The organism is Sphingomonas sp. NIBR02145 (assembly GCF_027359115.1).
Classification (GTDB): domain Bacteria; phylum Pseudomonadota; class Alphaproteobacteria; order Sphingomonadales; family Sphingomonadaceae; genus Sphingomonas; species Sphingomonas kyeonggiensis_A.
The window spans coordinates 4197187-4217160 of record NZ_CP114791.1; the positions used below are offsets into that span (position 1 = coordinate 4197187).

21 protein-coding genes and 1 tRNA gene are annotated in these 19974 nt (G+C 68.5%); 2 read left to right on the forward strand and 20 right to left on the reverse strand.

Going from position 1 to position 19974, the window contains the following annotated elements; genetic code table 11:
• Nucleotides 1-57: 57 nt before the first annotated feature.
• Genes O3305_RS19180 through O3305_RS19190 form a run of 3 tightly spaced genes read right to left on the reverse strand, consistent with a single transcriptional unit; the run spans nucleotide 58 to nucleotide 2374 of the window.
• Entirely contained in the window at nucleotides 58-771 is a 714-nt protein-coding gene (locus O3305_RS19180; protein WP_269573955.1) for a gamma-glutamyl-gamma-aminobutyrate hydrolase family protein, read from the reverse strand.
• Nucleotides 768-1724, reverse strand: coding sequence for a serine O-acetyltransferase EpsC (gene epsC, locus O3305_RS19185; protein ID WP_269573956.1), 957 nt, complete (start codon nucleotides 1722-1724; stop codon nucleotides 768-770). Before epsC ends, O3305_RS19180 begins: the two co-directional genes overlap by 4 nt.
• Nucleotides 1725-1732: 8 nt before the next feature.
• On the reverse strand, nucleotides 1733-2374 hold the full coding sequence (locus tag O3305_RS19190; protein WP_269573957.1) for a peroxiredoxin: 642 nt from the start codon (nucleotides 2372-2374) through the stop codon (nucleotides 1733-1735).
• A 191-nt stretch (nucleotides 2375-2565) separates the two neighbouring features.
• On the opposite strand from O3305_RS19190, the gene O3305_RS19195 reads away from it, so the two are divergent.
• Nucleotides 2566-2745, forward strand: a complete 180-nt coding sequence (locus O3305_RS19195) for a hypothetical protein (protein ID WP_446745986.1) — start codon at nucleotides 2566-2568, stop codon at nucleotides 2743-2745.
• Between the two features lie 14 nt (nucleotides 2746-2759).
• Here the strand turns inward: O3305_RS19195 and O3305_RS19200 are convergent, their stop codons facing one another.
• The 14 genes from O3305_RS19200 to hisG form a co-directional block, all read right to left on the reverse strand.
• Entirely contained in the window at nucleotides 2760-3857 is a 1098-nt protein-coding gene (locus tag O3305_RS19200) for a LacI family DNA-binding transcriptional regulator (protein ID WP_269573958.1), read from the reverse strand.
• Nucleotides 3858-3930: 73 nt separating this feature from the next.
• Nucleotides 3931-4006, reverse strand: a tRNA-Phe gene (locus tag O3305_RS19205).
• Nucleotides 4007-4036: 30 nt separating this feature from the next.
• Entirely contained in the window at nucleotides 4037-4222 is a 186-nt protein-coding gene (locus O3305_RS19210) for a DNA gyrase inhibitor YacG (RefSeq protein ID WP_269573959.1), read from the reverse strand.
• A gap of 1 nt (nucleotide 4223) precedes the next feature.
• On the reverse strand, nucleotides 4224-5168 hold the full coding sequence (locus O3305_RS19215) for a ribonuclease E/G family protein (RefSeq protein ID WP_269573960.1): 945 nt from the start codon (nucleotides 5166-5168) through the stop codon (nucleotides 4224-4226).
• Nucleotides 5161-5730 carry a Maf family protein gene (locus tag O3305_RS19220; protein WP_269573961.1) on the reverse strand — a complete coding sequence of 190 codons (570 nt, stop codon included), beginning with the start codon at nucleotides 5728-5730 and terminating at the stop codon, nucleotides 5161-5163. Before O3305_RS19220 ends, O3305_RS19215 begins: the two co-directional genes overlap by 8 nt.
• A 64-nt stretch (nucleotides 5731-5794) precedes the next feature.
• Entirely contained in the window at nucleotides 5795-6013 is a 219-nt protein-coding gene (gene infA, locus O3305_RS19225) for a translation initiation factor IF-1 (RefSeq protein WP_003049127.1), read from the reverse strand.
• A 468-nt stretch (nucleotides 6014-6481) separates the two neighbouring features.
• Entirely contained in the window at nucleotides 6482-7879 is a 1398-nt protein-coding gene (locus O3305_RS19230; RefSeq protein WP_269573962.1) for a DcaP family trimeric outer membrane transporter, read from the reverse strand.
• Between the two features lie 145 nt (nucleotides 7880-8024).
• Complete coding sequence (locus O3305_RS19235) at nucleotides 8025-9896, reverse strand: cache domain-containing protein (RefSeq protein WP_502958148.1); 1872 nt, start codon at nucleotides 9894-9896, stop codon at nucleotides 8025-8027.
• A 315-nt stretch (nucleotides 9897-10211) separates the two neighbouring features.
• A complete protein-coding gene (locus O3305_RS19240; protein ID WP_269573963.1) occupies nucleotides 10212-12392 on the reverse strand; it encodes a sodium-translocating pyrophosphatase in 2181 nt (726 codons plus the stop codon).
• Nucleotides 12393-12502: 110 nt separating this feature from the next.
• Complete coding sequence (gene thiL / locus O3305_RS19245; protein ID WP_269576567.1) at nucleotides 12503-13348, reverse strand: thiamine-phosphate kinase; 846 nt, start codon at nucleotides 13346-13348, stop codon at nucleotides 12503-12505.
• Between the two features lie 139 nt (nucleotides 13349-13487).
• Nucleotides 13488-13949, reverse strand: coding sequence for a transcription antitermination factor NusB (nusB, locus tag O3305_RS19250; RefSeq protein WP_269573964.1), 462 nt, complete (start codon nucleotides 13947-13949; stop codon nucleotides 13488-13490).
• A 154-nt stretch (nucleotides 13950-14103) separates the two neighbouring features.
• Complete coding sequence (locus O3305_RS19255; RefSeq protein ID WP_269573965.1) at nucleotides 14104-14493, reverse strand: hypothetical protein; 390 nt, start codon at nucleotides 14491-14493, stop codon at nucleotides 14104-14106.
• Nucleotides 14493-15785, reverse strand: a complete 1293-nt coding sequence (gene hisD / locus O3305_RS19260; RefSeq protein ID WP_269573966.1) for a histidinol dehydrogenase — start codon at nucleotides 15783-15785, stop codon at nucleotides 14493-14495. The genes O3305_RS19255 and hisD overlap by 1 nt, the downstream gene beginning before the upstream one ends.
• Nucleotides 15782-16435, reverse strand: coding sequence for an ATP phosphoribosyltransferase (gene hisG / locus O3305_RS19265; RefSeq protein ID WP_184161073.1), 654 nt, complete (start codon nucleotides 16433-16435; stop codon nucleotides 15782-15784). Before hisG ends, hisD begins: the two co-directional genes overlap by 4 nt.
• 124 nt (nucleotides 16436-16559) lie before the next feature.
• On the opposite strand from hisG, the gene O3305_RS19270 reads away from it, so the two are divergent.
• Complete coding sequence (locus tag O3305_RS19270) at nucleotides 16560-17594, forward strand: DUF2332 domain-containing protein (RefSeq protein WP_269573967.1); 1035 nt, start codon at nucleotides 16560-16562, stop codon at nucleotides 17592-17594.
• A gap of 21 nt (nucleotides 17595-17615) precedes the next feature.
• Here the strand turns inward: O3305_RS19270 and O3305_RS19275 are convergent, their stop codons facing one another.
• The 3 genes from O3305_RS19275 to O3305_RS19285 form a co-directional block, all read right to left on the reverse strand.
• A complete protein-coding gene (locus tag O3305_RS19275) occupies nucleotides 17616-18503 on the reverse strand; it encodes an alpha/beta fold hydrolase (protein WP_269573968.1) in 888 nt (295 codons plus the stop codon).
• 200 nt (nucleotides 18504-18703) lie between these two features.
• On the reverse strand, nucleotides 18704-19603 hold the full coding sequence (locus O3305_RS19280) for a pirin family protein (RefSeq protein ID WP_269573969.1): 900 nt from the start codon (nucleotides 19601-19603) through the stop codon (nucleotides 18704-18706).
• 85 nt (nucleotides 19604-19688) lie between these two features.
• A complete protein-coding gene (locus O3305_RS19285; RefSeq protein WP_269573970.1) occupies nucleotides 19689-19973 on the reverse strand; it encodes a BolA family protein in 285 nt (94 codons plus the stop codon).
• Nucleotide 19974: the final 1 nt, after the last annotated feature.

A 19974-nucleotide genomic window follows, 5' to 3' on the forward strand; every position in this document is an offset into this window, starting at 1 on the left:
AGTTTGGGCAGGGGGTGTTCCGTACGATGTTGCAAATCCGATAACCGCCGCCAGCGTTCAGGCCGCCAGCGCTTCCCCAACCAGCCGGAAGAAGGCCTGGCTACCCTGCTGGCGCGCAACGTCCCATTCGGGATGCCACTGCACCGCCAGCACCTGCCCGCCATTGGGGCGCGCGGAGAAGCCCTCGACCAGCCCGTCCTCGGGCGACAGCGCTTCGATCGTCAACCCGCTCCCCAGCCGGTCGATCCCCTGGCGGTGCACCGAATTGACCGCGAGCCGGTCCGCGCCGGTGGCGCCGGCAAGCACGCCGTCCCGGGTCAGCGTCACGTCATGGCCGTGGGTGAACAGGCACTCGAAGCTGCGCTCCTCACCTTCGAGATGATGCCCGTCCAGGTCGCCACGCAGCGTGCCGCCGAACAGCACGTTGAGCTCCTGCAGCCCGCGGCAGATGCCGAACACCGGCCGCCCGGCGTCGATCATCGCGCCGCTCAGCGCCAGCGCCACTTCGTCGCGCTGCTCGTCGAGCGGGGTCTGGTCCCAGCCGCTGTCGCTGTAGCGACGCCCGGCGACGTTCGATCGCGAGCCGGTGAGCAGCAACCCGTCAAGCTTGCGGGCGAGCGAACGCGCGTCCACCGTGTCGGGCAGCGCCGGCACCAGCAATACGGTCGCGTCGGAAAGCTGGGCGAGCGGCGCGATGAAGCGGCTCGCCACGGTCTGGATCGGCCGTTCCGAAAACTCGTTGCAGCAAAGGACTCCGATCAGGGGTTTCATGCGCCATGCTCCGCCAGCCGGGCGCCGATGCTGTCGGCCTCCGCCGAATCCAGTCGGATCGCGCCGGGCTGCACGACAAGGCTATGCGGCGGGACATCGTCGAGCAACCAGACATTGCCGCCGATCTTGCTGCCGCGCCCGATGGTGACCCGGCCCAGGATCGTCGCCCCGGCATAGACGATCACGTCATCCTCCAGGATCGGATGCCGGGCGAAGCGGCTGCGCGGCCCCGCCGGCGCCAGCCCCAGCGGACTGCGCCCGCCCAGCGTGACATGTTGGAACAGCCGCACGTTGCGCCCGATGATCGCGGTCTCGCCGATCACCACGCCGGTGCCATGGTCGATGAAGAAGCTCTGCCCGATCGTCGCGCCCGGATGGATGTCGATGCCGGTGCGGGCATTGGCCAGCTCGGAGATGATCCGCGCGACGATCGCTGCGCCCAGTTCGTGCAGTTCGTGCGCGATCCGGTGATAGCGGATCGCCAACGCCCCGGGATAGCTCACCAGGATCTCGTCGACGCTGCGCGCGGCGGGATCGCCGACGAACGCCGCCTCCACGTCCGCATCGATCGCCGCGCGGATGTCGGAGAGGGTCGCGGAGAACAGGCGGACTATCGCTTCCGGCTGGTCGGGATCGAAGGGCTGGTCGGCCTCGCGCTGCCAATAGTCGAGCTCGGCGGCGATTTCCTCGCGCAGCAGCGCAAAGGCCTGGGCGAGTTGCTCGGCGACGAAGTCGTCCTCGCGCGCCGGGCCGCCGCGAAAGCCACCGAGCCGGGCGGGGAACAGCGCGGCCGAGAGATGCTCGATCGCCTCGGCCAGTGCCGTGGGCGAGGGGAAGCGTGTGACGGCATGGCGCCCGGCCTGGCGTTCCCGCCAGGCCGAGCGTGCCGCATTGAGCGCGGAGACCGCCTGGGCGATCTCGCCCGTGAACGGCGACAGGGCAGGAGCCGTCACGGTCTGGTTCACGGCGTGGGCACCGGCTGCGCGACGGTGCGCAGATACGGGGTGTGCTCGGTCCAGCCCTGCGGGAACAGCGCGCGCGCTTCTTCCTCGCCCACCGCGGGAACGATGATCACATCCTCGCCCTGCTTCCAGTCGGCCGGGGTCGCCACCTTGTGGCTGTCGGTCAGCTGCAGGCTGTCGATCGTGCGCAATATCTCGTCGAAGTTGCGCCCGGTCGAGGCGGGGTAGGTAAGGGTGAGCCGCACGCGCTTCTGCGGGTCGATCACGAACACCGTGCGCACCGTGTTCGTGTCCGAGGCATTGGGATGGATCAGCCCGAGCAGCTCCGAGATGCGCCGGTCGACATCGGCGAGCAGCGGGAAGTTGAGCGCCGCGCCTTGCGTGCGGGCAATGTCGTTCGCCCAGTCGAGATGGCGGTCCACCGGATCCACCGACAGGCCGATCACCTTCACCCCGCGCTTGTCGAATTCGGGCTTCAGCCCCGCGACCCTGCCCAGCTCGGTGGTGCACACCGGGGTGAAATCCTTGGGGTGCGAGAACAGCACCACCCAGTCCCTGCCGACCCAGTCGTAGAAGTTGAGCGTGCCGAAGGTCGATTCCTGGGTGAAGTCGGGGACGGTATCAAAAAGCTTGAGCGACATGGGTTAGCCTCGCGCGGTGAGTCTCAGGCCGGTTACGAGGGGTTAGAATATCCCACTGAATTAGTAGGTGAATAAACAAATGCTTCATCAGGGGCGTGCCGAAACTAGGCTGTGGATAGCGCGCCATCGCCACTGGACACCCGCCGCGCCGGCTGGCTACGGCCACGCGAATGCCCGTTATTGCTACCGTCATGAATTCGACCACCGGCCAGCCGATCCAGAAGATGAGCTTCGGCCGCATGCCCAAGCCCTGGGCCTCGTTCAACCTCGAGAGCGGCGAACTGGTCGCGATCGATCGCGTCGATGTGGGCAAGCCCGCGCCGGGCAAGGTGGTGGTGCCGGTATCGGTCTGGGTCACCCCCAAGAAGTAGCGTCGGGCTGCCGCTCAGTTCCTGGGCGGCGCCACCGAATCGCGCGGCACCAGATGGTGCGCGACCAGTTCCAGTCCTGGCGTCATCACGCCGTGCCCACGCAGCAGCGTCTCGACCAGGCGCTCGACCGCGCGTGCCGCCATCTGGCGGATCGGCTGGTGGATCGTGGTCAGCGGCGGCCAGATATAGCCGGTCACCGGCGCATCGTCGAAGCCGACCACGGTAAGGTCGGCCGGCAGCGCCAGCCCCATGCGCTGCGCGGCGAACATCGTGCCCACCGCCATGTCGTCATTGGCGCAGACGATCGCGGTCGGGCGCTGCGGCCCGGCCAGCATTTCTTCGGCCAGGTCGACGCCCGACTTGAAGCTGAAATCGCCGCGCAGGGCGGTTACCGCATCGGCGCTCAGTCCGGCCTCGGCCAGTGCGCGCATAAAGCCGTCATGGCGCCGCTCGGCCGCCGGATGGCCTTCGATGCCCAGCATATAGCCGAAGCGCCGGTGACCGGCCGCGATCACGTGCCGGGCGATTTCATAGCCGGCCGCCTCCTCGTCGAAGCCGATGCTCGGCAGCAGCGCGGAGACGTCGTCGCCTGGCGAGATGCACACGGCGGGGCAGCCCTGGGCGATCAGCCGGCGGGCGAGCGCGACATCGGCGGAAAGCGGCGGCGACAGAACCAGCCCGGCGGTACGTCCTGCGGCAAACAACTCGACGACGCGATCGTCGCGATCCTCGTCCTCGATATGCAGGCTGTAGGTCAGCAGCTCGAAGCCCGCCGCGGCGGCGGCGCGTAGGGCTCCCATCTCGATCGCGGCGAAGTAATGCGAGTTGGGCGGGGCGTCGCGCGAGTTGCAGTTGATCAGGGTGAGCGTCTTGCTCGTCCGGCTCGCCAGGTTGCGTGCCTGCGGGTTGACCCGATAGTCGAGCGCCTCGACCGCGCGCAGTACCTTCTCGCGCATGCGGGGGCTGACATGTGCCTGGTCGTTGAGGGCGCGGGAGACGGTGGCGCGGCCGACGCCGGCCAGGGCCGCCACATCATCGATCGTCGGGGCCCGGCGGGCGGGCTCGGATCCAGGGGCGCCGATCAGCGGCGAGGATTTTGGGAGCGACGACATTTTCGCGGCGATTCGTGGCACAGCCGCCGGCGGATCACCACCTGAAAACGCGTTCCGCACCATCTGGGAGACGTGGTGCCCGGGGACGGAGTCGAACCGCCGACACTGCGATTTTCAATCGCATGCTCTACCAACTGAGCTACCCGGGCACGCCCGGCGAGTGCCGGGGAGCGCGCCTCTTAGTCGGGCGAATCGGGGCTGTCCACCCCCGAATTTACATCCCGGGGCGCCGGCTCTGCAGGGATTCGATATCCCTCTCCCAGCCACTGCAATAAATCGCGGTCCTTGCAGCCCTTGCTGCAGAAAGGCGCGTGTTCGATTACCACCTGCTGCCCACAGACCGGGCAGCCCTTGTTCCGGCTCATTTCAATCCCCTGCCGAGGTGAACACCGTCACCCCGCCGATTCGCCGTGCCAGCTCCGCGGTCCAGCCAGGCTGCTGGGCGAGGCGGCGGGCGATGTTCCTGGTCACCATATGGGTAGTCGGCGGCGGCGGGGGAAGACGCTCGAGCACGCGAAGCTCCGCACGAGTCGCCGCGCCCGCCAGATCGGCGCGCAGCAATTCGGGGAGCGAAGGCCGCACCCGCCGCCGCACGATCTGCAGGAAGCCGAACCCGTTCACCGCGGTCCGCTCGAACGGCTGGGGCAAGGCCGCGTCGATCGCTTCGGCCACCGCATTGCGCGCGTCCTTGCCGACCAGCGTGGGGAAATCGATACCGATGGACCCCGCGATCCCGAGCCGCTCGATCGCCCGCGCCACCGCATGCGCGGCCGCGACCGACAAGGTCTCGAGATTGCCCGAGCCATCGACGTCGAACAGCGCCATCGCCGGGGTAGGGGAGAGGCGCAGCGCGCCGCCCGCGAACCCGATCTCGCCGGTGATCGCCTCGTCGAGCACTTCGGACCAGCCCGCTTCCTCCAGCGCATCGGGCTCGTGCGCGCGCAGCACCCGCACCGGCAGGCCGCTCGCGGTGATCCGATCGAGCAGCGTCGGGCCGTCGGACAGGGGCTCGTCGCTCGGCACCGCCTTGGGCAGCTTGGCGCGGCCGGGCTCGGGAATCGCCTCGCGGGTGATCTTCACCCGCAGCCTGGCGCCCTGGGTCACGGTCCTGGGGATATGGTCGCACAGCGCCTCGCCGCCGCCGTCGAGCGCGATCAGCTTGGCGGCCTTGTCGACCAGCCGCGCCTCGAGCACCGCATCGACGCGCGGACCGGTGTCCTCAAGCTCGATCCGTGCCTTCCAGATGGCGCCGCGCGAGACCAGCGCGGCGCGGTTCTCGCCGATCCCGGCCTCGTAGAGCCACTCAGCCAAGTACGAGGCCTGCCGAGACGAGCAGCGCCCGCGTCTCGAACACGGGCAGGCCGACCACGCCCGAATGGCTGCCGGCGATATAGCGGACGAACGCCTCGGCCTTGCCCTGGATGGCATAGCCGCCCGCCTTGCCCATGCCTTCGCCGGACGCGACGTACCAGTCGATCTCGGCATCGGTCAGCCGCTTGAAGGTGACGATGGTGTCGGAGATGCGGGTGCGCGCCTTGCCGTCGAGCCCGATCAGGCAGATTGCGGACAGGCAATGGTGGCGGCGGCCGGACAGCAGCTTCAGCATGCGGCGCAGATCGGCCTCGTCCTCGGGCTTGGCGAGGATGCGCTTGCCGACCGCGATCGTGGTGTCGCCGGCGAGGACGATCTCATCGGCCGCGCGCTCCACCGCATGCGCCTTGTCGACCGCGACGCGCAGCACATAGGCGCGCGGGCTCTCGCCGGTGCGGACATCCTCGTCCACATCGGGGGCCGCGACCCGCGCGGGCTCGGCCCCGATCCGCTTGAGCAGATCGAGTCGGCGCGGCGATGTGGAGGCTAGTACGAGCCGCACGGGGCGGACCTTCAGGCTTCAGGTGCCCGGCCAGCGCCGGGACGATCCGGTGCTGTGCCCCGGATCACTTGAAGCGATAGGTGATACGGCCCTTGGTCAGGTCGTAGGGCGTCAGCTCGACGAGCACTTCGTCGCCCACCAGCACGCGGATGCGGTTCTTGCGCATCTTGCCGGCGGTGTGGCCGAGAATCTCATGGTCGTTCTCGAGGCGAACACGGAACATGGCGTTGGGCAAAAGCTCAACGACCTGGCCCCGCATTTCAAGCAGTTCTTCTTTGGCCAAAAATATGCCTCTCTAGTCAGCGCGCGCTTAAAGTGGCGGTGCCTTTACAGCGCAAGACGGGAAAAGGAAAGGCGGAGAACCCGATGAGGTTCCCCGCCTTGCACCGATATGGGGTGCGGGAGTGGGATTGTCAGCCGGTTGGGCGGGGATTTTGGGTGCGGGGCCAAACCATCTTTCGATCGGCGCTCTTCTTGCTCCCCTCCCTGCAAGGGAGGGGCCGGGGGTGGGTTGCGACCCCGGCGAAGGCCGGGGGAGCCCAGCTAACCGGTGGAGATAAAGAAAAGACCGGGCATCGAGCCCGGCCTTTCTAACCCACCCCTAACCCCTCCCTTGCAGGGAGGGGAATTAGTTCCTGCTCCCCGGCGAACGCCGGGGTCCAGGGTCACGGGCGATCCGGCAGAGAACCCTGGGCCCCGGCGTTCGCCGGGGAAGCGAAAGGGGCGGGGATGATGCACCCCGCCATCCCAATCAGAAGCTGTACTTGGCGATCATCTCGAAGCGGTCGAGGACGCCGTGGGCGCCGGAGACGAGTTCGCGGCGGCCGTGGCGGAACTCCACGCCGAGATCGACCGGCTTGATCGGCGAGTAGAAGAGGTTGGCCGAGCCGCTCCACGATTCCGCGGTGGCGGCGGGATCGATCAGGCCGGCCGGATAGTCGGCACTCTGGTAGCTGGCCATCAGCGTCGAGCGCAAAGTGCCCGTCCAGCCGAGGCGCAGCGCGGCGAAGCCGGCGGTGACGTCGACCGTCTCCAGCCGGATGCGCCCGGCACTGGCCGCCATCATCGCGTCGGGCACCAGGTTGAGCCCGACATAGCGGCCGATGCCGCTGCCATGCGTCGCCATGAAGCGCAGGTCGTGGCGGCCGTTCGGACCGAAGGGCAGCTTGCCCGCCAGCGACACGCCCCAGCCGGTGGCATCGGCATCGTTGTTGGCGCCCGCCACGGTCAGCTTGCGCGCCAGGCCGGCGAGCGACAGCTCGCTCTTGCCGAGCTTCCAGTTGAGTCGCGCGGTGCCGTCGGGCAGGCGATCGGTGTCGTTCTCGACCAGCGCGCCGCCCACGCTGGCGCTCATCGTCGCCGGGTTCTCGGCCGAGACCGACAGGCTGAGCGTGGGGGTGAGCTTCCGCGTGTAGCGCAGCTGCGACTGGCGGACGAAGACGGTGCCTTCGCTCGGGCCGAGATAGTCGGTCGTCTCCGGCAGCGCCGCGATATACTGGAAGTTGGTCCATTCCTGGCCGGCCAGGAAGCCGTCGAACTGGATGAAGGCGCGGCGCAGCGCCGGGTTATAGGCGTTGACGATGCGCTGGTTGCCGGCGCCGAAACCGGTCTGGAAATCGGTCTCGACCAGGCCCGACAGGGTATGGCCGCCCACCGGCGTGCTCGCCGCGACGACGATGCGCGACTGCTTGGCATGCGTCTCGAAATCGGTGCCGCCCGAGCGGCCGCCGATCGGGATCGCGCCGGGGACGTAGAAGTCGCGGCCGATCGTGTTGGTGGCGATCGTGCCGCCGCTGGTGTGGCTGAAAGAGGCGACCGTCTTGAAGAAGCCGCTGATCTTCACGCTGGGACCGGCGTTCGCCGGAGCCTTGGGCGTGGGGACGAGGGGAGGCGTGACCGCCGCCGCAGGGGTTGCAGCGGCGACGGTCACGGGGCGGTCCAGGGACGCGGGGGCAACCACGCCGGGGTTCCTGGACCGCTCGGCAGCGAGGGCGCTGCGGAGCTCGGCGACTTCGGCATCGAGCGCGCCAAGACGCGCTTCGAGTGCCTTGAACCGGTCGCTGTCGGTCTGCTGGGCAAGGGCCGGGGTGGCCCAGGCGCCAGCGATGGTTCCGGCCAGCAGGGCCGGTGCGAATTTGCGCGAGAACATGGGGGAGTCCTTTGAGAAGCGGGCTTTGGGCTGGGGCGGGGCTCTGTGCTCGGTTTGACTGCTCCCCGGCGAACGCCGGGGCCCAGGGTCGCAAGCGAGCCGGCAGAGAAACCCTGGGCCCCGGCTTTCGCCGGGGAACTGGGGTTTAGAAGCTGGCCCAGTCGCCGGCGTCCGCGGTTGCCCTGGCGATCGGCACGGCGGCCGGGCGGGGCTTGGCGGCTGCGGCCGGCCTGGCCACCGACCGCGTCGCGCGGGGCGCGTCCTCGGTGCGGAACTGGGCGGCGCGGTCGGCGAGGTGGTCGACTTCGCCCGAGAGGCTGCGTGCCGCCGCCGAGGTCTCTTCGACCATCGCCGCATTCTGCTGGGTCGAGGTGTCCATCGCCGAGACGACCGAGGCGATCTCGCCGATCGTGCTCGACTGGGCGCGGTTGTCCTCGGCCATCTTCGCGACCAGCTCATGGACCTGCTCGACGCTGCTCGAAATGTCGGCCAGCGCACCGTCGACTTCGCGGACCCGGTCCACCGCCGAGACGATGTCGGTCTGGGTGGCGGTCAGCTGGTCGCGGGCGCGGCCGGCTTCCTCCTCCGAGCGCATCGCCAGCGCCGAGACGAGATCGGCGACCACCGCGAAGCCACGGCCGGCCTCGCCGGCACGGCCCGCCTCGACGGCGGCGTTCATCGCGAGGACGCGGGTCTGGAAGGCGATCTTGTCGAGGCCCTCGATCACGCTGTCGATGCCCTTCGAGCTGTCGGCGACGCGAGTCATCGCCTGCACGGCTTCCTCGGCGATCGCGCGGCCGCCCGAGACGGTGCTGATCGCGCCATCGGCCTGGGCCACGGTGCGGGTCGAGGCTTCGCTCGAGCTTTCGAGGCGGCCGCGCATCTGGGTGAGCGAAGCGGAGGTTTCCTCCAGGCTCGCGGCATTGGCTTCGGTGCGCCGGGCGAGGTCCTCCGAGGCCGAGGCGATCTCGCTCGCGCCGGTGCGGATCGCCACAGCGGCGGTGGACAGCGCGCCGATCAGGTCGCGCAGATTGCCGACGGCCTTGTTGTAGTTGGACTTGAGCGTGCCGTAGGACGGCGGGAACTCGGCCTTGATCTCGGCGGTCAGGTCGCCTTCCGACAGCTGGCCGAGCTGCTGCGAGACGGTGTCGACGACGAACTGCTGTTCCGCATCGGCCTTGGCCTTGGCAGCCTCGGCGCGCTCCTTGGCGACGGCGGCTTCGCGGAACACTTCGAGCGCGCCGGCCATCTCGCCGATCTCGTCGCCGCGGCTCAGGCCGGGGATCTCGCTGTCCTTGTCGCCATCGGCGAGACCACGCATGCGCCGCGTGATCGCGACCAGCGGCAGCTTGATCGTGCGGCCGAGCATGAAGGCCATGGCGTTGACCAGCAGGATCACGACCAGCGCGATACCGCCCTGGCGCCACGCGGCGGCGCCGACGGCGGCTTGCACGTCGTCGACATAGACGCCGCTGCCGACCACCCAGCCCCAGGGCGCGAAGCCCTTCACGAACGAGATCTTGGGCTGGGGCTGCTCGCTGCCCGGCTTGGGCCAGCTATAGTCGAGAAAGCCCTCGCCCTTGGCGCGGACGATGTCGACCATCGAGGTGAATACCGGCACGCCGTTCGGATCCTTGGTGGCGGACACGTCCTGGCCGACCAGCGCCTTGTTCATCGGGTGCATCAGCATCCGTGGCTGCATGTCGTTGATCCAGAAGTATTCCTTGCCGGAATAGCGCATCGCCGAGACGGCCTGGAGCGCGGCGGCCTGTGCCTGGGCGCGGGTCATCCGGCCGGCCTGTTCCTCGGCCTGGTAATGGGCGATCGTGCTGTAGGCGACCTCTACGGTCTTGCGCGTCTGGTCGGCGATGCCGCCGCGCATGACGCTGCTCAGCTGCATCAGCGACAGCACCGTGACGAGCACCAGCCCCAGGAACGAGGCCACACCGATCAAATTGACCCTTGCACCAATCTTCAATCGCACCAGCCGGATCCCTTTTTCCTGTTTCGGGATCATTATAGGCGGCGGGACAGATGCAGTTTTTGCAACTGTGGCGGTGGGCGCGACAGATGATGTAGCGATAAATCACGCAATTCCAGTATTTTATTGCCGAGGTGCGTGGCGCGATGCGGCATGAATTACGAATTTTACGTACGTATTCTTACGGAGGGATTTGTGGCAAACTATTGCCGGAAAAGGGGAAAATCGGCCCTTTGCGGCGACGATGTCGCTTTTTGCAATCGCGAAACGGCGGGGCGATCCCGCCCCGATCGGGCATGAAAAAGGGCCGCCGGATCGCGCCGGCGGCCCCTCAGTTTCAGGTGGCCCGGATCAGCCCGCGCCGTGGCCCGCCAGCGCCGCGAGCAGCAGCAGCGCGACGATGTTGGTGATCTTGATCATCGGGTTCACCGCCGGGCCGGCAGTGTCCTTGTAGGGATCGCCGACGGTGTCGCCGGTCACGGCCGCCTTGTGCGCGTCCGATCCCTTGCCGCCGTAATTGCCGTCCTCGATATATTTCTTGGCATTGTCCCAGGCGCCGCCGCCCGAGGTCATCGAGATGGCGACGAACAGGCCCGAGACGATCACGCCCAGCAGCATCGCGCCGACCGCGGCGAAGCCCTGCGACTGGCCGGCGACCGCGGTGATGATGAAGTAGATCGCGATCGGGCTGAGCACCGGCAGCAGCGAGGGGACGATCATCTCCTTGATCGCCGCCTTGGTGACGATATCCACCGTGCGGGCATAGTTGGGACGGCTGGTGCCGGCCATGATGCCCTTGTCGTTGGCGAATTGCTGGCGGACGTCCTCGACCACCGAACCCGCCGCGCGACCGACGGCGGTCATGCCGAAGGCGCCGAACAGATAGGGCAGCAGCGCGCCGAGCAGCAGGCCGACGATGACGTACGGGTTGTTCAGGCTGAAATCGACCGGGACGTCCGGGAAGAACTCCTTGAGGTCGGTCGTATAGGCGCCGAACAGCACGAGGGCGGCGAGCGCGGCGGAGCCGATCGCATAGCCCTTGGTCACGGCCTTGGTGGTGTTGCCCACCGCGTCGAGCGCGTCGGTCTTGTGGCGGACTTCGTCCTCGAGCCCGGCCATCTCGGCGATGCCGCCGGCATTGTCGGTCACCGGGCCATAGGCGTCGAGCGCGACGACCATGCCGGCCAGCGCGAGCAGCGAGGTCGCGGCGAAGGCGACGCCGATGATCCCGGCGATCTGGTAGGCGGCGATCACCGCGACGACGATGACGAGCGTCGGCAGCGCGGTCGATTCGAGGCTGATCGCCAGGCCCTGGATGACGTTGGTGCCGTGGCCGGTCACCGATGCCTTGGCGATCGACTTGACCGGGCGATAGTTGGTGCCGGTGTAATATTCGGTGATCCACACCAGCAGGCCGGTCACCGCCAGGCCGATCATCATGCAGATGAACAGGCTCATGCCGGTGAACTGCGCGCCCGAGGCGAGCCCCGCCGCCGCTTCCGGCGTGATCGCGTCGCTCGGCTCGAGGAAGGCGCTGGGATCGACCGGCAGCGCGCCGATCACCGCATGCATGTCGCCAAGCGTATACTGGGTGGCGAACCAGATGGCGGGCACCGAGAGGATCGCGGTGGTCCAGAAGCCCTTGTAGAGCGCGCCCATGATCGACTGGCTCTTGCCCAGGCGGACCATATAGGTGCCGATGATCGAGGTGATGATGCACACGCCGCCGACGATCAGCGGCAGCGCCATCAGCTTGAGCAGCAGCTCGGGCGCGAGGTTCTTCACCAGCAGCGCGATCGACACCATGGTGAGGCCGAGCGTCACGACATAGGTCTCGAACAGGTCGGCGGCCATGCCCGCGCAGTCGCCGACATTGTCGCCGACATTGTCGGCGATCACCGCCGGGTTGCGGGGATCGTCCTCGGGGATGCCCGCCTCGACCTTGCCGACCAGGTCGGCGCCGACGTCGGCGGCCTTGGTGAAGATGCCGCCGCCGAGACGCGCGAAGATCGAGATCAGCGAGGCGCCGAGCGCCAGCGCGGTCAGAGCCAGCGTCACCGCCCGCGAATTGGGCGTGAGGCCGGCGGGGCCGACCAGGTACCAGAACAGCACGGCGATCGCGAGCAGCCCCAGCCCCGCCACGAACATGCCGGTGATCGCGCCCGAGCGGAACGCGAGCGTCAGCCCGCCCTGCAGCGAGCCGCGCGCGGCCTCGGCGGTGCGCACATTGGCGCGGACCGAGATGTTCATGCCGATGAAGCCGGCCGCGCCCGAAAGCACCGCACCGGCCAGGAACGCCACCGTCGGCAGCGTGCCGAGCGTGAAGAACACGACCACGGCGACGATCACGCCGACTATGCCGATCGTAGTATATTGCCGGCCGAGATAGGCCTTGGCGCCTTCCTGGATGGCAGCGGCGATGCTCTGCATCTTCTCGTTGCCCGCCGGCGCGTTCAGCACCTGCTGGCTGGTCAACAAGCCATAGAGCACTGCGAGCACGCCGCAGGCTATGGCGATGTACACAATCGTCATGCGTTCAAGCCCTTCCCCTATTGGATATCGAGCCGCGCCGGTCTGTGTGCCGGATTTAAAAGGCCCGGTATGGGGGAGGCTATCGGGCGCGTGCCCTCAGCGCAAGCCGCTCAGCGATGCTGGTATCCCAGCGCGATTCCCGGGGCCTGCCCATCGAGCAGCAGCGGTGCCTTTCCGGCGGCGATCATCCCGCCGATCCGCGCGGCCGGCACCGGCGGTTCGAACCCGGCGGGCGCGGCGAACAGCAGCTCGTAATCATCGCCCCAGGTGACCGCGCGCAGCGGGTCGGCCCCGGCGGCCACCGGCACCTTCGCGAGCGTGATATCGGCGGTGCAGCCGCTCGCCTCGGCCATGCGCGAGGCATCGAGCAGAAGCCCGTCGGACACGTCCATCATCGCCGCCACGTGCGGCGCCAGCGCCTGCCCGTCGGTCAGCCGAGGCCGCGGGCGCAGATAGGCGCTGCCCTGCCCGGTCTCGAAACCGAGCATCGCCGCGCCGACCGGCCCGGTGATCCACAGCCCGTCGCCCGGCCGCGCGCCGTCGCGCCGCGGCACCGGGGTGAAGGTCGCCCGGCCGATCGCGGTGCAGCCGAAGGTGGCCGGCGAAACCGAGATGGTATCACCGCCGAGCAGCGGCACGTCATATTCGGCGAGGATCGCCCGCAGCCCCTCGACGAAGCGCTCGGCGCCATCGACCAGCACCGCACCGACCAGCAGGCCCACCGGCTCGGCACCCTTGGCGGCGAGATCGGAGAGGTTGGTGGCGACCAGCTTCCAGGCCACGTCGAACGGATCGGTGCCGGGGCGGTAGTGCACGCCCTCGGCGATCGCGTCATGGGTGAGGACGAGCGTCTCGCCCCCGATCGCCAGGATGGCGGTGTCGTCGCGGAGTTCCTGCGCGCCGGGGTGGAGCGGCAGCGTGCGCAGGGCGGCGATGAACTCGGCTTCGTTCACAATCCAATCCTCCCCCGGAGGGGGAGGGGAACCAGTGAAGCTGGTGGAGGGGTAATCTCCACGAGCGATGAAGCGTGAGGCGCGCTACCCCTCCACCACCGCTTAGCGGCGGTCCCCCTCCCCCTCCGGGGGAGGAATGGGATCAACCCCGCACTTCCTTGGCCACGGCATCGAGGATGCCGTTGACGAAGCCCTTCTCGCGGCGGTCGTAGAATGCGTCGGTCACGTCGAGATATTCGCTGATCGCGGCGCCGACGGGCACATCCTTGCGCGCCATCAGCTCATAGGTGCCGGCGCGCAGGATCTGGCGCATCGGCTTGTCGAGCCGGTCGAGCGTCCAGTCGGCGGTCAGCTTGCCGGCGATGATCCGGTCGATCTCGTCGCGGCGCTCGCTCACGCCGGTGACGATGTCGTCAAAAAAGGCGATGTCCGCCTCGGCATATTCCACGTCCTCGATCGTCGCGCCCAGGCGATGATTGTGGAACTCGTGGAGCAGCGCGGGAATCGAGACCGCTTCCATTTCGTGCTGGTACAGCGCCTGCACGGCAGCGAGGCGCGCGGCGGCGCGCGCCTTGGAACGGGACTTTGCTTGATGGCTTGGCATGCTGCGCCCCATAGGTCGCTTCGGGCGAGTTGGCAAAGCGTCTTGCGATAGGCCCAACTTCGTCATGCTGAACTTGTTTCAGCATCCAAGGAGCCGCGAGGGATATCGTTTGGGGAGAGTTGGACCCTGAAACAAGTTCAGGGTGACGATGAACTCAACCCCGCGGCCACACTTTCAGCGGCGTCCGTGCGGCATAGGCGATGCTCTCGTCATTCCCCGCCTGCACCTCGATCACATGCTCCGGCCCGAACGGAACCTCCGTCCCCAGCCAGAACTCGTCATTCTCGTCGATGTCGGGTTCGTTATCGAGCAGTCCGAAATAGCCGCCATCGGCGGTTTCGCGGACGACCACCCACATCCGGTCGGTGATCGGCTCCTCGTCTTCCTCCACGGCGATCAGGAATATCAGCTTGGCGAAGTCGCCGGGCTTAAGGCCGGTGCGGGTCGCTTCGTCGGGCAGGTCGAAGACTTCGGCGTCGAGCGCGTGATAGTCCACCGCGCTTGCCAGGCACCAGCCATCCTCGTCGAGATCGGGCGCGCGCATCACGTGTTCCGCAAGCGAATGGCGACCGACTCGGCATGCGCCGGCAGGCCTTCCGCGTTCGCCAGGGCTACCGCCGCCGGCCCGATCGCCGCCAGCCCGGCCTCGTCGAGCGAGAGAAAGCTCGTGCGCTTCATGAAGTCGAGCACCGACAGGCCCGAGGCGAAGCGGGCGCGGCGGCCGGTCGGCAGGACATGGTTCGGCCCGGCGACATAATCGCCCACCGCTTCCGGCGTGTAGCGGCCGATGAATACCGAGCCGGCATGGCGGACCATGTCGAACAGCCCCTCGGCCGCGTCGCAGGCGAGCTCCAGATGCTCGGGCGCCAGCCGATCGACCAGCGGCATCGCGGCGATGAGATCGGGCACGACGATGATCGCGCCATTGGCATTCCAGCTCGCCCGGGCGGTCCGCTCGGTCGCCAGCTTCGCCAGCGCGCGCTCGACGGCATCGGCGACCTTGTCGGCGAAATCGACATTGTCGGTGAACAGGATCGACTGGCTGGTCGGGTCGTGCTCGGCCTGGCTGAGCAGGTCGGCGGCGATCCAGTCCGGATCGTTGCGGCTGTCCGCCACCACCACGATCTCGCTCGGCCCGGCGACCATGTCGATGCCGACCACGCCGTAGAGCTGGCGCTTGGCCTCGGCCACCCAGGCATTGCCGGGGCCGGTAATCACATCGACCGGCTCGATCGTCTCGGTGCCATAGGCGAGCGCGGCGATCGCCTGCGCCCCGCCGATGCGCCAGATTTCGTCGACCCCGGCGAGATGCGCGGCGGCGAGCACCAGTGGGTTCACTTCGCCGTTCGGGGTGGGCGTGACCATCACCAGCCGGCCGACGCCCGCCGCCTTGGCCGGCAGTGAGTTCATCAGCACCGAGCTGGGATAGGCGGCGCGGCCACCAGGCACATAGACGCCGGCGGCATCGACGGCTTTCCAGCGTGCGCCGAGGCGGATGCCGGTCGAATCGATCTCGTCGCGATCCTCGGGCTTCTGCTTGGCGTGATAGGTGGCGATCCGCTCGGCGGCGAGCTCGAGCGCGTCGCGCAGCTCGGGGGTGAGGCCCTCCCAGGCAGCGAGGCAATCGGCGCGGTCGAGCGTCCAGCCCTGGGCATCGAGGTCGAACCTGTCGAAGCGCTGGGTGAGTTCCCTGACCGCGGCGTCGCCTTCGTTGCGGACGCGGGCGATCATCGCGGTCACGTCGCGCGCGACATCCTCGTCGGCTTCGCGGCGGGCGTTGACCAGATCGGTGAAGGCGGCCGAGAAGCCGGCGTCGGAGGCGTTGAGGCGGATCATGCCGCCACCGCCTTGCGGAACTTGTCGACCAGCGGGACGACATCGGTCGCCCGTGTCTTGAACGCGGCGCGATTGACCACCAGCCGGCTGCTCACCTCGGCGATCACTTCGACTTCGACCAGGCCGTTCTCCTTGAGCGTGCGGCCCGAGGAGACGAGGTCGACGATGCGCGGCGCGAGATCGAGCACCGGCGCCAGCTCCATCGCGCCGTTGAGCTTGATGCACTCGGCCTGCACCCCGCGCGCCTCGAAATGGGCGCGGGTGATGTGCGGATACTTCGTCGCGACGCGGACATGGCTCCAGCCGCGCGGATCGTCCTTCACCGCCAGGTCGGCCGGCTCGGCGACGGAGATGCGGCAATGGCCGATGCCGAGATCGACCGGCGCGTAGAGCTCCGAATAGTCGAACTCGGCAAGCACGTCCGACCCGACAATGCCGAGCTGCGCGGCGCCATGCGCGACAAAGGTCGCCACGTCGAACGCGCGCACGCGGATCAGGTCGATCGCCGGCGTGTTGGTCTTGAAGCGCAGCGCGCGCGAGCTTTCGTTCGAGAAGTCGGGCTCGGGGATGATACCGACGCGGGCGAGCAGCGGCAGCGCCTCGTCGAGGATGCGCCCCTTGGGGACGGCAAGGATCAGCGGTTCGGTCATCGAAGCCGGGGCTTTACTCGGGGCACCCCCCAGGCGCAACAGAGCGGCCGCGGAGGTATTTCTTTTGGCCGATGAAGCGACGAACCGCGGGGCGTTCCGGATCCAGGAATATTATTGCCGGAAGATGGCGGCGCCCCTCTACGCCGAACTCTGCACGGCGCTGGCCGACGGGCTCGACCGGAGCAGCGGGACGGGGCGGGCGGTGCTCGACTGGACGGGGGAGCCGACGCGCGATGCGCTGCCGCTCCGGCTGATCGGCGGGCTGCATGCGCTGGTGTTGGCGGGGGCGGATGCCGAGCTGGCGGAGATATTCGCCGGGCGGGTTTCGGGCGCGGCGCTGCAGGATGCGCTGAACCGGGTGCTGGCGCGCAACGATGCTGACTTGCTGCCCTGGCTCGACGGGCCGCCGCAGACCAACGAGGCGGGGCGCTCCGGTGCGCTGATCGTCGGGCTGGTCGAGGTGGCGCGGCGCCTGGGTCCGAAGCTGGAAGTGCTGGAGATCGGATCGAGCGGTGGGCTCAACCTGCTGATCGATCGCTTCCGCTTCGATCTGGGCGGGGCGATGCTGGGGCCGGCGGACTCGCCGATCACGATCGCGCCGGAATGGCTGGGGCCGACGCCAGCGCTGCCGCCGCTGGAGATCGTCTCGACGCGGGGCAGCGACATCGCGCCGCTCGACGTGACCGATCCCGCGGTCGAAGCGCGGCTCGCCGCCTATGTCTGGGCCGAGAAGCCCGAGCGGCTGGAGCGGTTGCAGGCGGCGATCGGGATGATCCGGGCGCGGGGTGTGTCTTTGGATCGCGCGGATGCCGCCGACTGGATGGAGGCGCGGCTGGCCGAGCCGCAGGCCGAGGGCGTCACGCGGGTGCTGATGCATTCGGTGGTGTGGCAATACATCCCCGATGACCGGACGGCGCGGATCCGCGCGGCGATGGAAGCCGCGGGGGCGCGCGCCACGGCGTCGCGCCCGCTTGCCTGGGTGGCGATGGAGCCCGACCGGGCGCTGGGCGAGCAGGTGGTCAGCATCCGGACCTGGCCCGGCCCCGCGGCGCGCGAAGTGGTCGCCACCGCCCATGCCCATGCCGCCTGGGTCCGCCCCGGCGACGCGCGCGCGACCGAGGGGATCGCGCTGGATGCGGCGGCGCAGGTGGTGTTGTAGGGGTAGCAACTGGGTGTGTCGCTACGACAGCCACTCCATGATCGCCTCGTTGACCAGCTCGGGCTTTTCCCAGGGCACGAAATGGCCGGCGCTGGCGATGCGGACGACGGTGAGGTCGGGCACCAGCGCCTCGAGCCCGTCGAGCTGGACAGGGAGGAGCGCGGTGTCCTGCATCGCCCAGATCACCAGGGTGGGCTGGGTGACGGGCGGGAAGGGCGCATCGAGCCATGCCGGCCGCTCGGGCGTCTCGCCCGGCGCGGGCACCAGGATCGCGCTGGCCCGGTACCAGTTGAGCATCGCGGTCATCGCGCCGGGCTGGCTCCATTCGGCGAGATAGGCGGGCTTCTCCGGCTCCAGCTTCGCCGCGTCGGTATATTTGGCGAAGCTCTCGTCGAAGAAGGTCTCGAGCCCGATCCGCTCGACGAACTGCTCGAAATCGGGGTTGCGGAAGGCAGTGATGTACTGGCTCGCCGCGCGCTGGGCGGGATCGTCGAAGATGCTGCGCTGGAAGACCAGCGGGTGCGGCGCGTTGACGATGACCAGGCGGGCGATCCGCTGCGGGTTCTGCAGCGCGGCCATCCAGGCGATGGCGCCGCCCCAGTCGTGCCCGACCAGCGTGAACGGACCGATGCCGAGATGGTCGGCGAGCGCGAGCAGGTCGCCCACCGGCTTGTCGGGCGTGTAGCTCGCCACGCCCTCGGGGCGCGAGGAATAGCCGAAGCCGCGCTGGTCGGGCGCGATGACATAATGGTCGCGGGCGAGCGCGGCGATCTGGTGGCGCCAGGTGCGGTGCGATTCGGGGAAGCCGTGGAGCAGCACGATCGGCGGGTTGGCGGGGTCGCCGGCGAGGGCGACGTTCAGCTCCACCCCGGTGGGCAGCGCGATGCGCTGGGTCTCGAACTCCGCCATGTCGCCTCTCCTTTTCAGGCGAGCCTAGCGATCAGGCGCCGCGCGGCAAGCGCTTCCCCTTGGTCCGGCTGGTCAGGTGGTACTGCCAGCACCGGTCGCAGCGATAGGGGCGCAGTTCCCAGCCGCTCTTCGCGATCGCCGCCAGCGCGTCTTCCCTTGAGGGAAACCGCGCCTTGCGGCGGCAGACGCTCAGGCGGGTGCTAGGGATAGCTCACCGTCTTGGGCACTTCGGGGATCGGGATGAATTCCTTGTCGTCGCCTGGCACCTTGGGGAAGTTGCCGGCCTTCCAGTCTTCCTTGGCCTGGTTGATCCGGTCGCGGTTCGACGAGACGAAGTTCCACCAGACATGGCGCGGCGTCGCGAAGTCCTCGCCGCCGCACAGCGCCACGCGCCCGCCGCTGCCGGAGCGCAGGATCGCGGTGATGCCGGGGCGCAGGATGTAGAGGGTCGAGACTTCCATCTCGATCCCGTCGATGCTGGCATCGCCATAGGCGAGATACACGGCGCGCTCGGTCGCGGAGGGATCGATCGGCACCGCGCCGCCGGCCTCCAGCTCGATGTCCGCATAGATGGTCTGGGCATAGGTGGTTGTCGGTGCCCTGGCGCCCCACAGCTCGCCCATGATGACGCGGCAGCGCGCGCCCATGTCCTCGACGATCGGCAGCTCGGCGGCCGAGACATGCTCGAACGCCGGGTTCATCTCTTCCCGGTCCTCTGGCAGGGCCAGCCAGGTCTGGATGCCCGAAAGCTCGGGGCCTTTCTCGCGCTCGGCGCTGGGCGAGCGCTCGGAATGGACGATGCCGTGGCCGGCGGTCATCAGGTTCACCGCGCCCGGCTCGATCGTCGCGAAGGTGCCGAGCGAATCGCGATGATCGATCGCGCCGGCATAGAGATAGGTCACCGTCGCCAGGTTGATGTGCGGATGCGGCCGCACGTCGATGCCGGTGCCGACGGTCAGCCGGGCCGGGCCCATCTGGTCGAAGAAGATGAACGGCCCCACCATCGTCCGCGGCTTGGAGGGCAGGGTGCGGTGCACCTTGAACCCGCCAAGGTCATGGGTGGTGGGCGTGATGATCTGGGTGAAAAGCTCGTCGGTCATAAGGGCCCTCTCGTCACCAGATAGCTAGCCTGCGCCATGTTCGGCGGACAGCCACAGTTTGGAAACCCACCCTTTCGGGTCGCGCTCATTCGCCCGGCGCGCGCACCTTCATCGCCAGTGCGTGGATGCGCGCCTGGAGCAGATCGGCGAGCGCGGTGTTGACCATGCGCTGGCGCTGGACGCGCGACTGGCCCTGGAAGGCAGGGCTTTCCACCACCACGGTCCAGTGCGATTCGCCGGTGCCGTCGTCGCCGAGATGACCACTATGGTGATGGCTGTCGTTGATCACCTCGAGATGCGTCGGGGCGAGCGCGGCGGTGAGACGGGCAGCGATGATGTCGGCGAGTCCGCCGCTGGCAGGGTTTGTCATC

What these genes read in the sequence shown, in the direction of transcription:
- O3305_RS19180 (WP_269573955.1), bottom strand. Translation starts at nt 771, where the DNA reads ATGAAACCCCTGATCGGAGTCCTTTGCTGCAACGAGTTTTCGGAACGG.
- O3305_RS19190 (WP_269573957.1), bottom strand. Translation starts at nt 2,374, where the DNA reads ATGTCGCTCAAGCTTTTTGATACCGTCCCCGACTTCACCCAGGAATCG.
- O3305_RS19195 (WP_446745986.1), top strand. Translation starts at nt 2,566, where the DNA reads ATGAATTCGACCACCGGCCAGCCGATCCAGAAGATGAGCTTCGGCCGC.
- O3305_RS19200 (WP_269573958.1), bottom strand. Translation starts at nt 3,857, where the DNA reads ATGTCGTCGCTCCCAAAATCCTCGCCGCTGATCGGCGCCCCTGGATCC.
- O3305_RS19210 (WP_269573959.1), bottom strand. Translation starts at nt 4,222, where the DNA reads ATGAGCCGGAACAAGGGCTGCCCGGTCTGTGGGCAGCAGGTGGTAATC.
- O3305_RS19230 (WP_269573962.1), bottom strand. Translation starts at nt 7,879, where the DNA reads ATGTTCTCGCGCAAATTCGCACCGGCCCTGCTGGCCGGAACCATCGCT.
- O3305_RS19235 (WP_502958148.1), bottom strand. Translation starts at nt 9,896, where the DNA reads ATGATCCCGAAACAGGAAAAAGGGATCCGGCTGGTGCGATTGAAGATT.
- O3305_RS19240 (WP_269573963.1), bottom strand. Translation starts at nt 12,392, where the DNA reads ATGACGATTGTGTACATCGCCATAGCCTGCGGCGTGCTCGCAGTGCTC.
- nusB (WP_269573964.1), bottom strand. Translation starts at nt 13,949, where the DNA reads ATGCCAAGCCATCAAGCAAAGTCCCGTTCCAAGGCGCGCGCCGCCGCG.
- O3305_RS19255 (WP_269573965.1), bottom strand. Translation starts at nt 14,493, where the DNA reads ATGCGCGCGCCCGATCTCGACGAGGATGGCTGGTGCCTGGCAAGCGCG.
- hisD (WP_269573966.1), bottom strand. Translation starts at nt 15,785, where the DNA reads ATGATCCGCCTCAACGCCTCCGACGCCGGCTTCTCGGCCGCCTTCACC.
- hisG (WP_184161073.1), bottom strand. Translation starts at nt 16,435, where the DNA reads ATGACCGAACCGCTGATCCTTGCCGTCCCCAAGGGGCGCATCCTCGAC.
- O3305_RS19270 (WP_269573967.1), top strand. Translation starts at nt 16,560, where the DNA reads ATGGCGGCGCCCCTCTACGCCGAACTCTGCACGGCGCTGGCCGACGGG.
- O3305_RS19275 (WP_269573968.1), bottom strand. Translation starts at nt 18,503, where the DNA reads ATGGCGGAGTTCGAGACCCAGCGCATCGCGCTGCCCACCGGGGTGGAG.
- O3305_RS19280 (WP_269573969.1), bottom strand. Translation starts at nt 19,603, where the DNA reads ATGACCGACGAGCTTTTCACCCAGATCATCACGCCCACCACCCATGAC.
- O3305_RS19285 (WP_269573970.1), bottom strand. Translation starts at nt 19,973, where the DNA reads ATGACAAACCCTGCCAGCGGCGGACTCGCCGACATCATCGCTGCCCGT.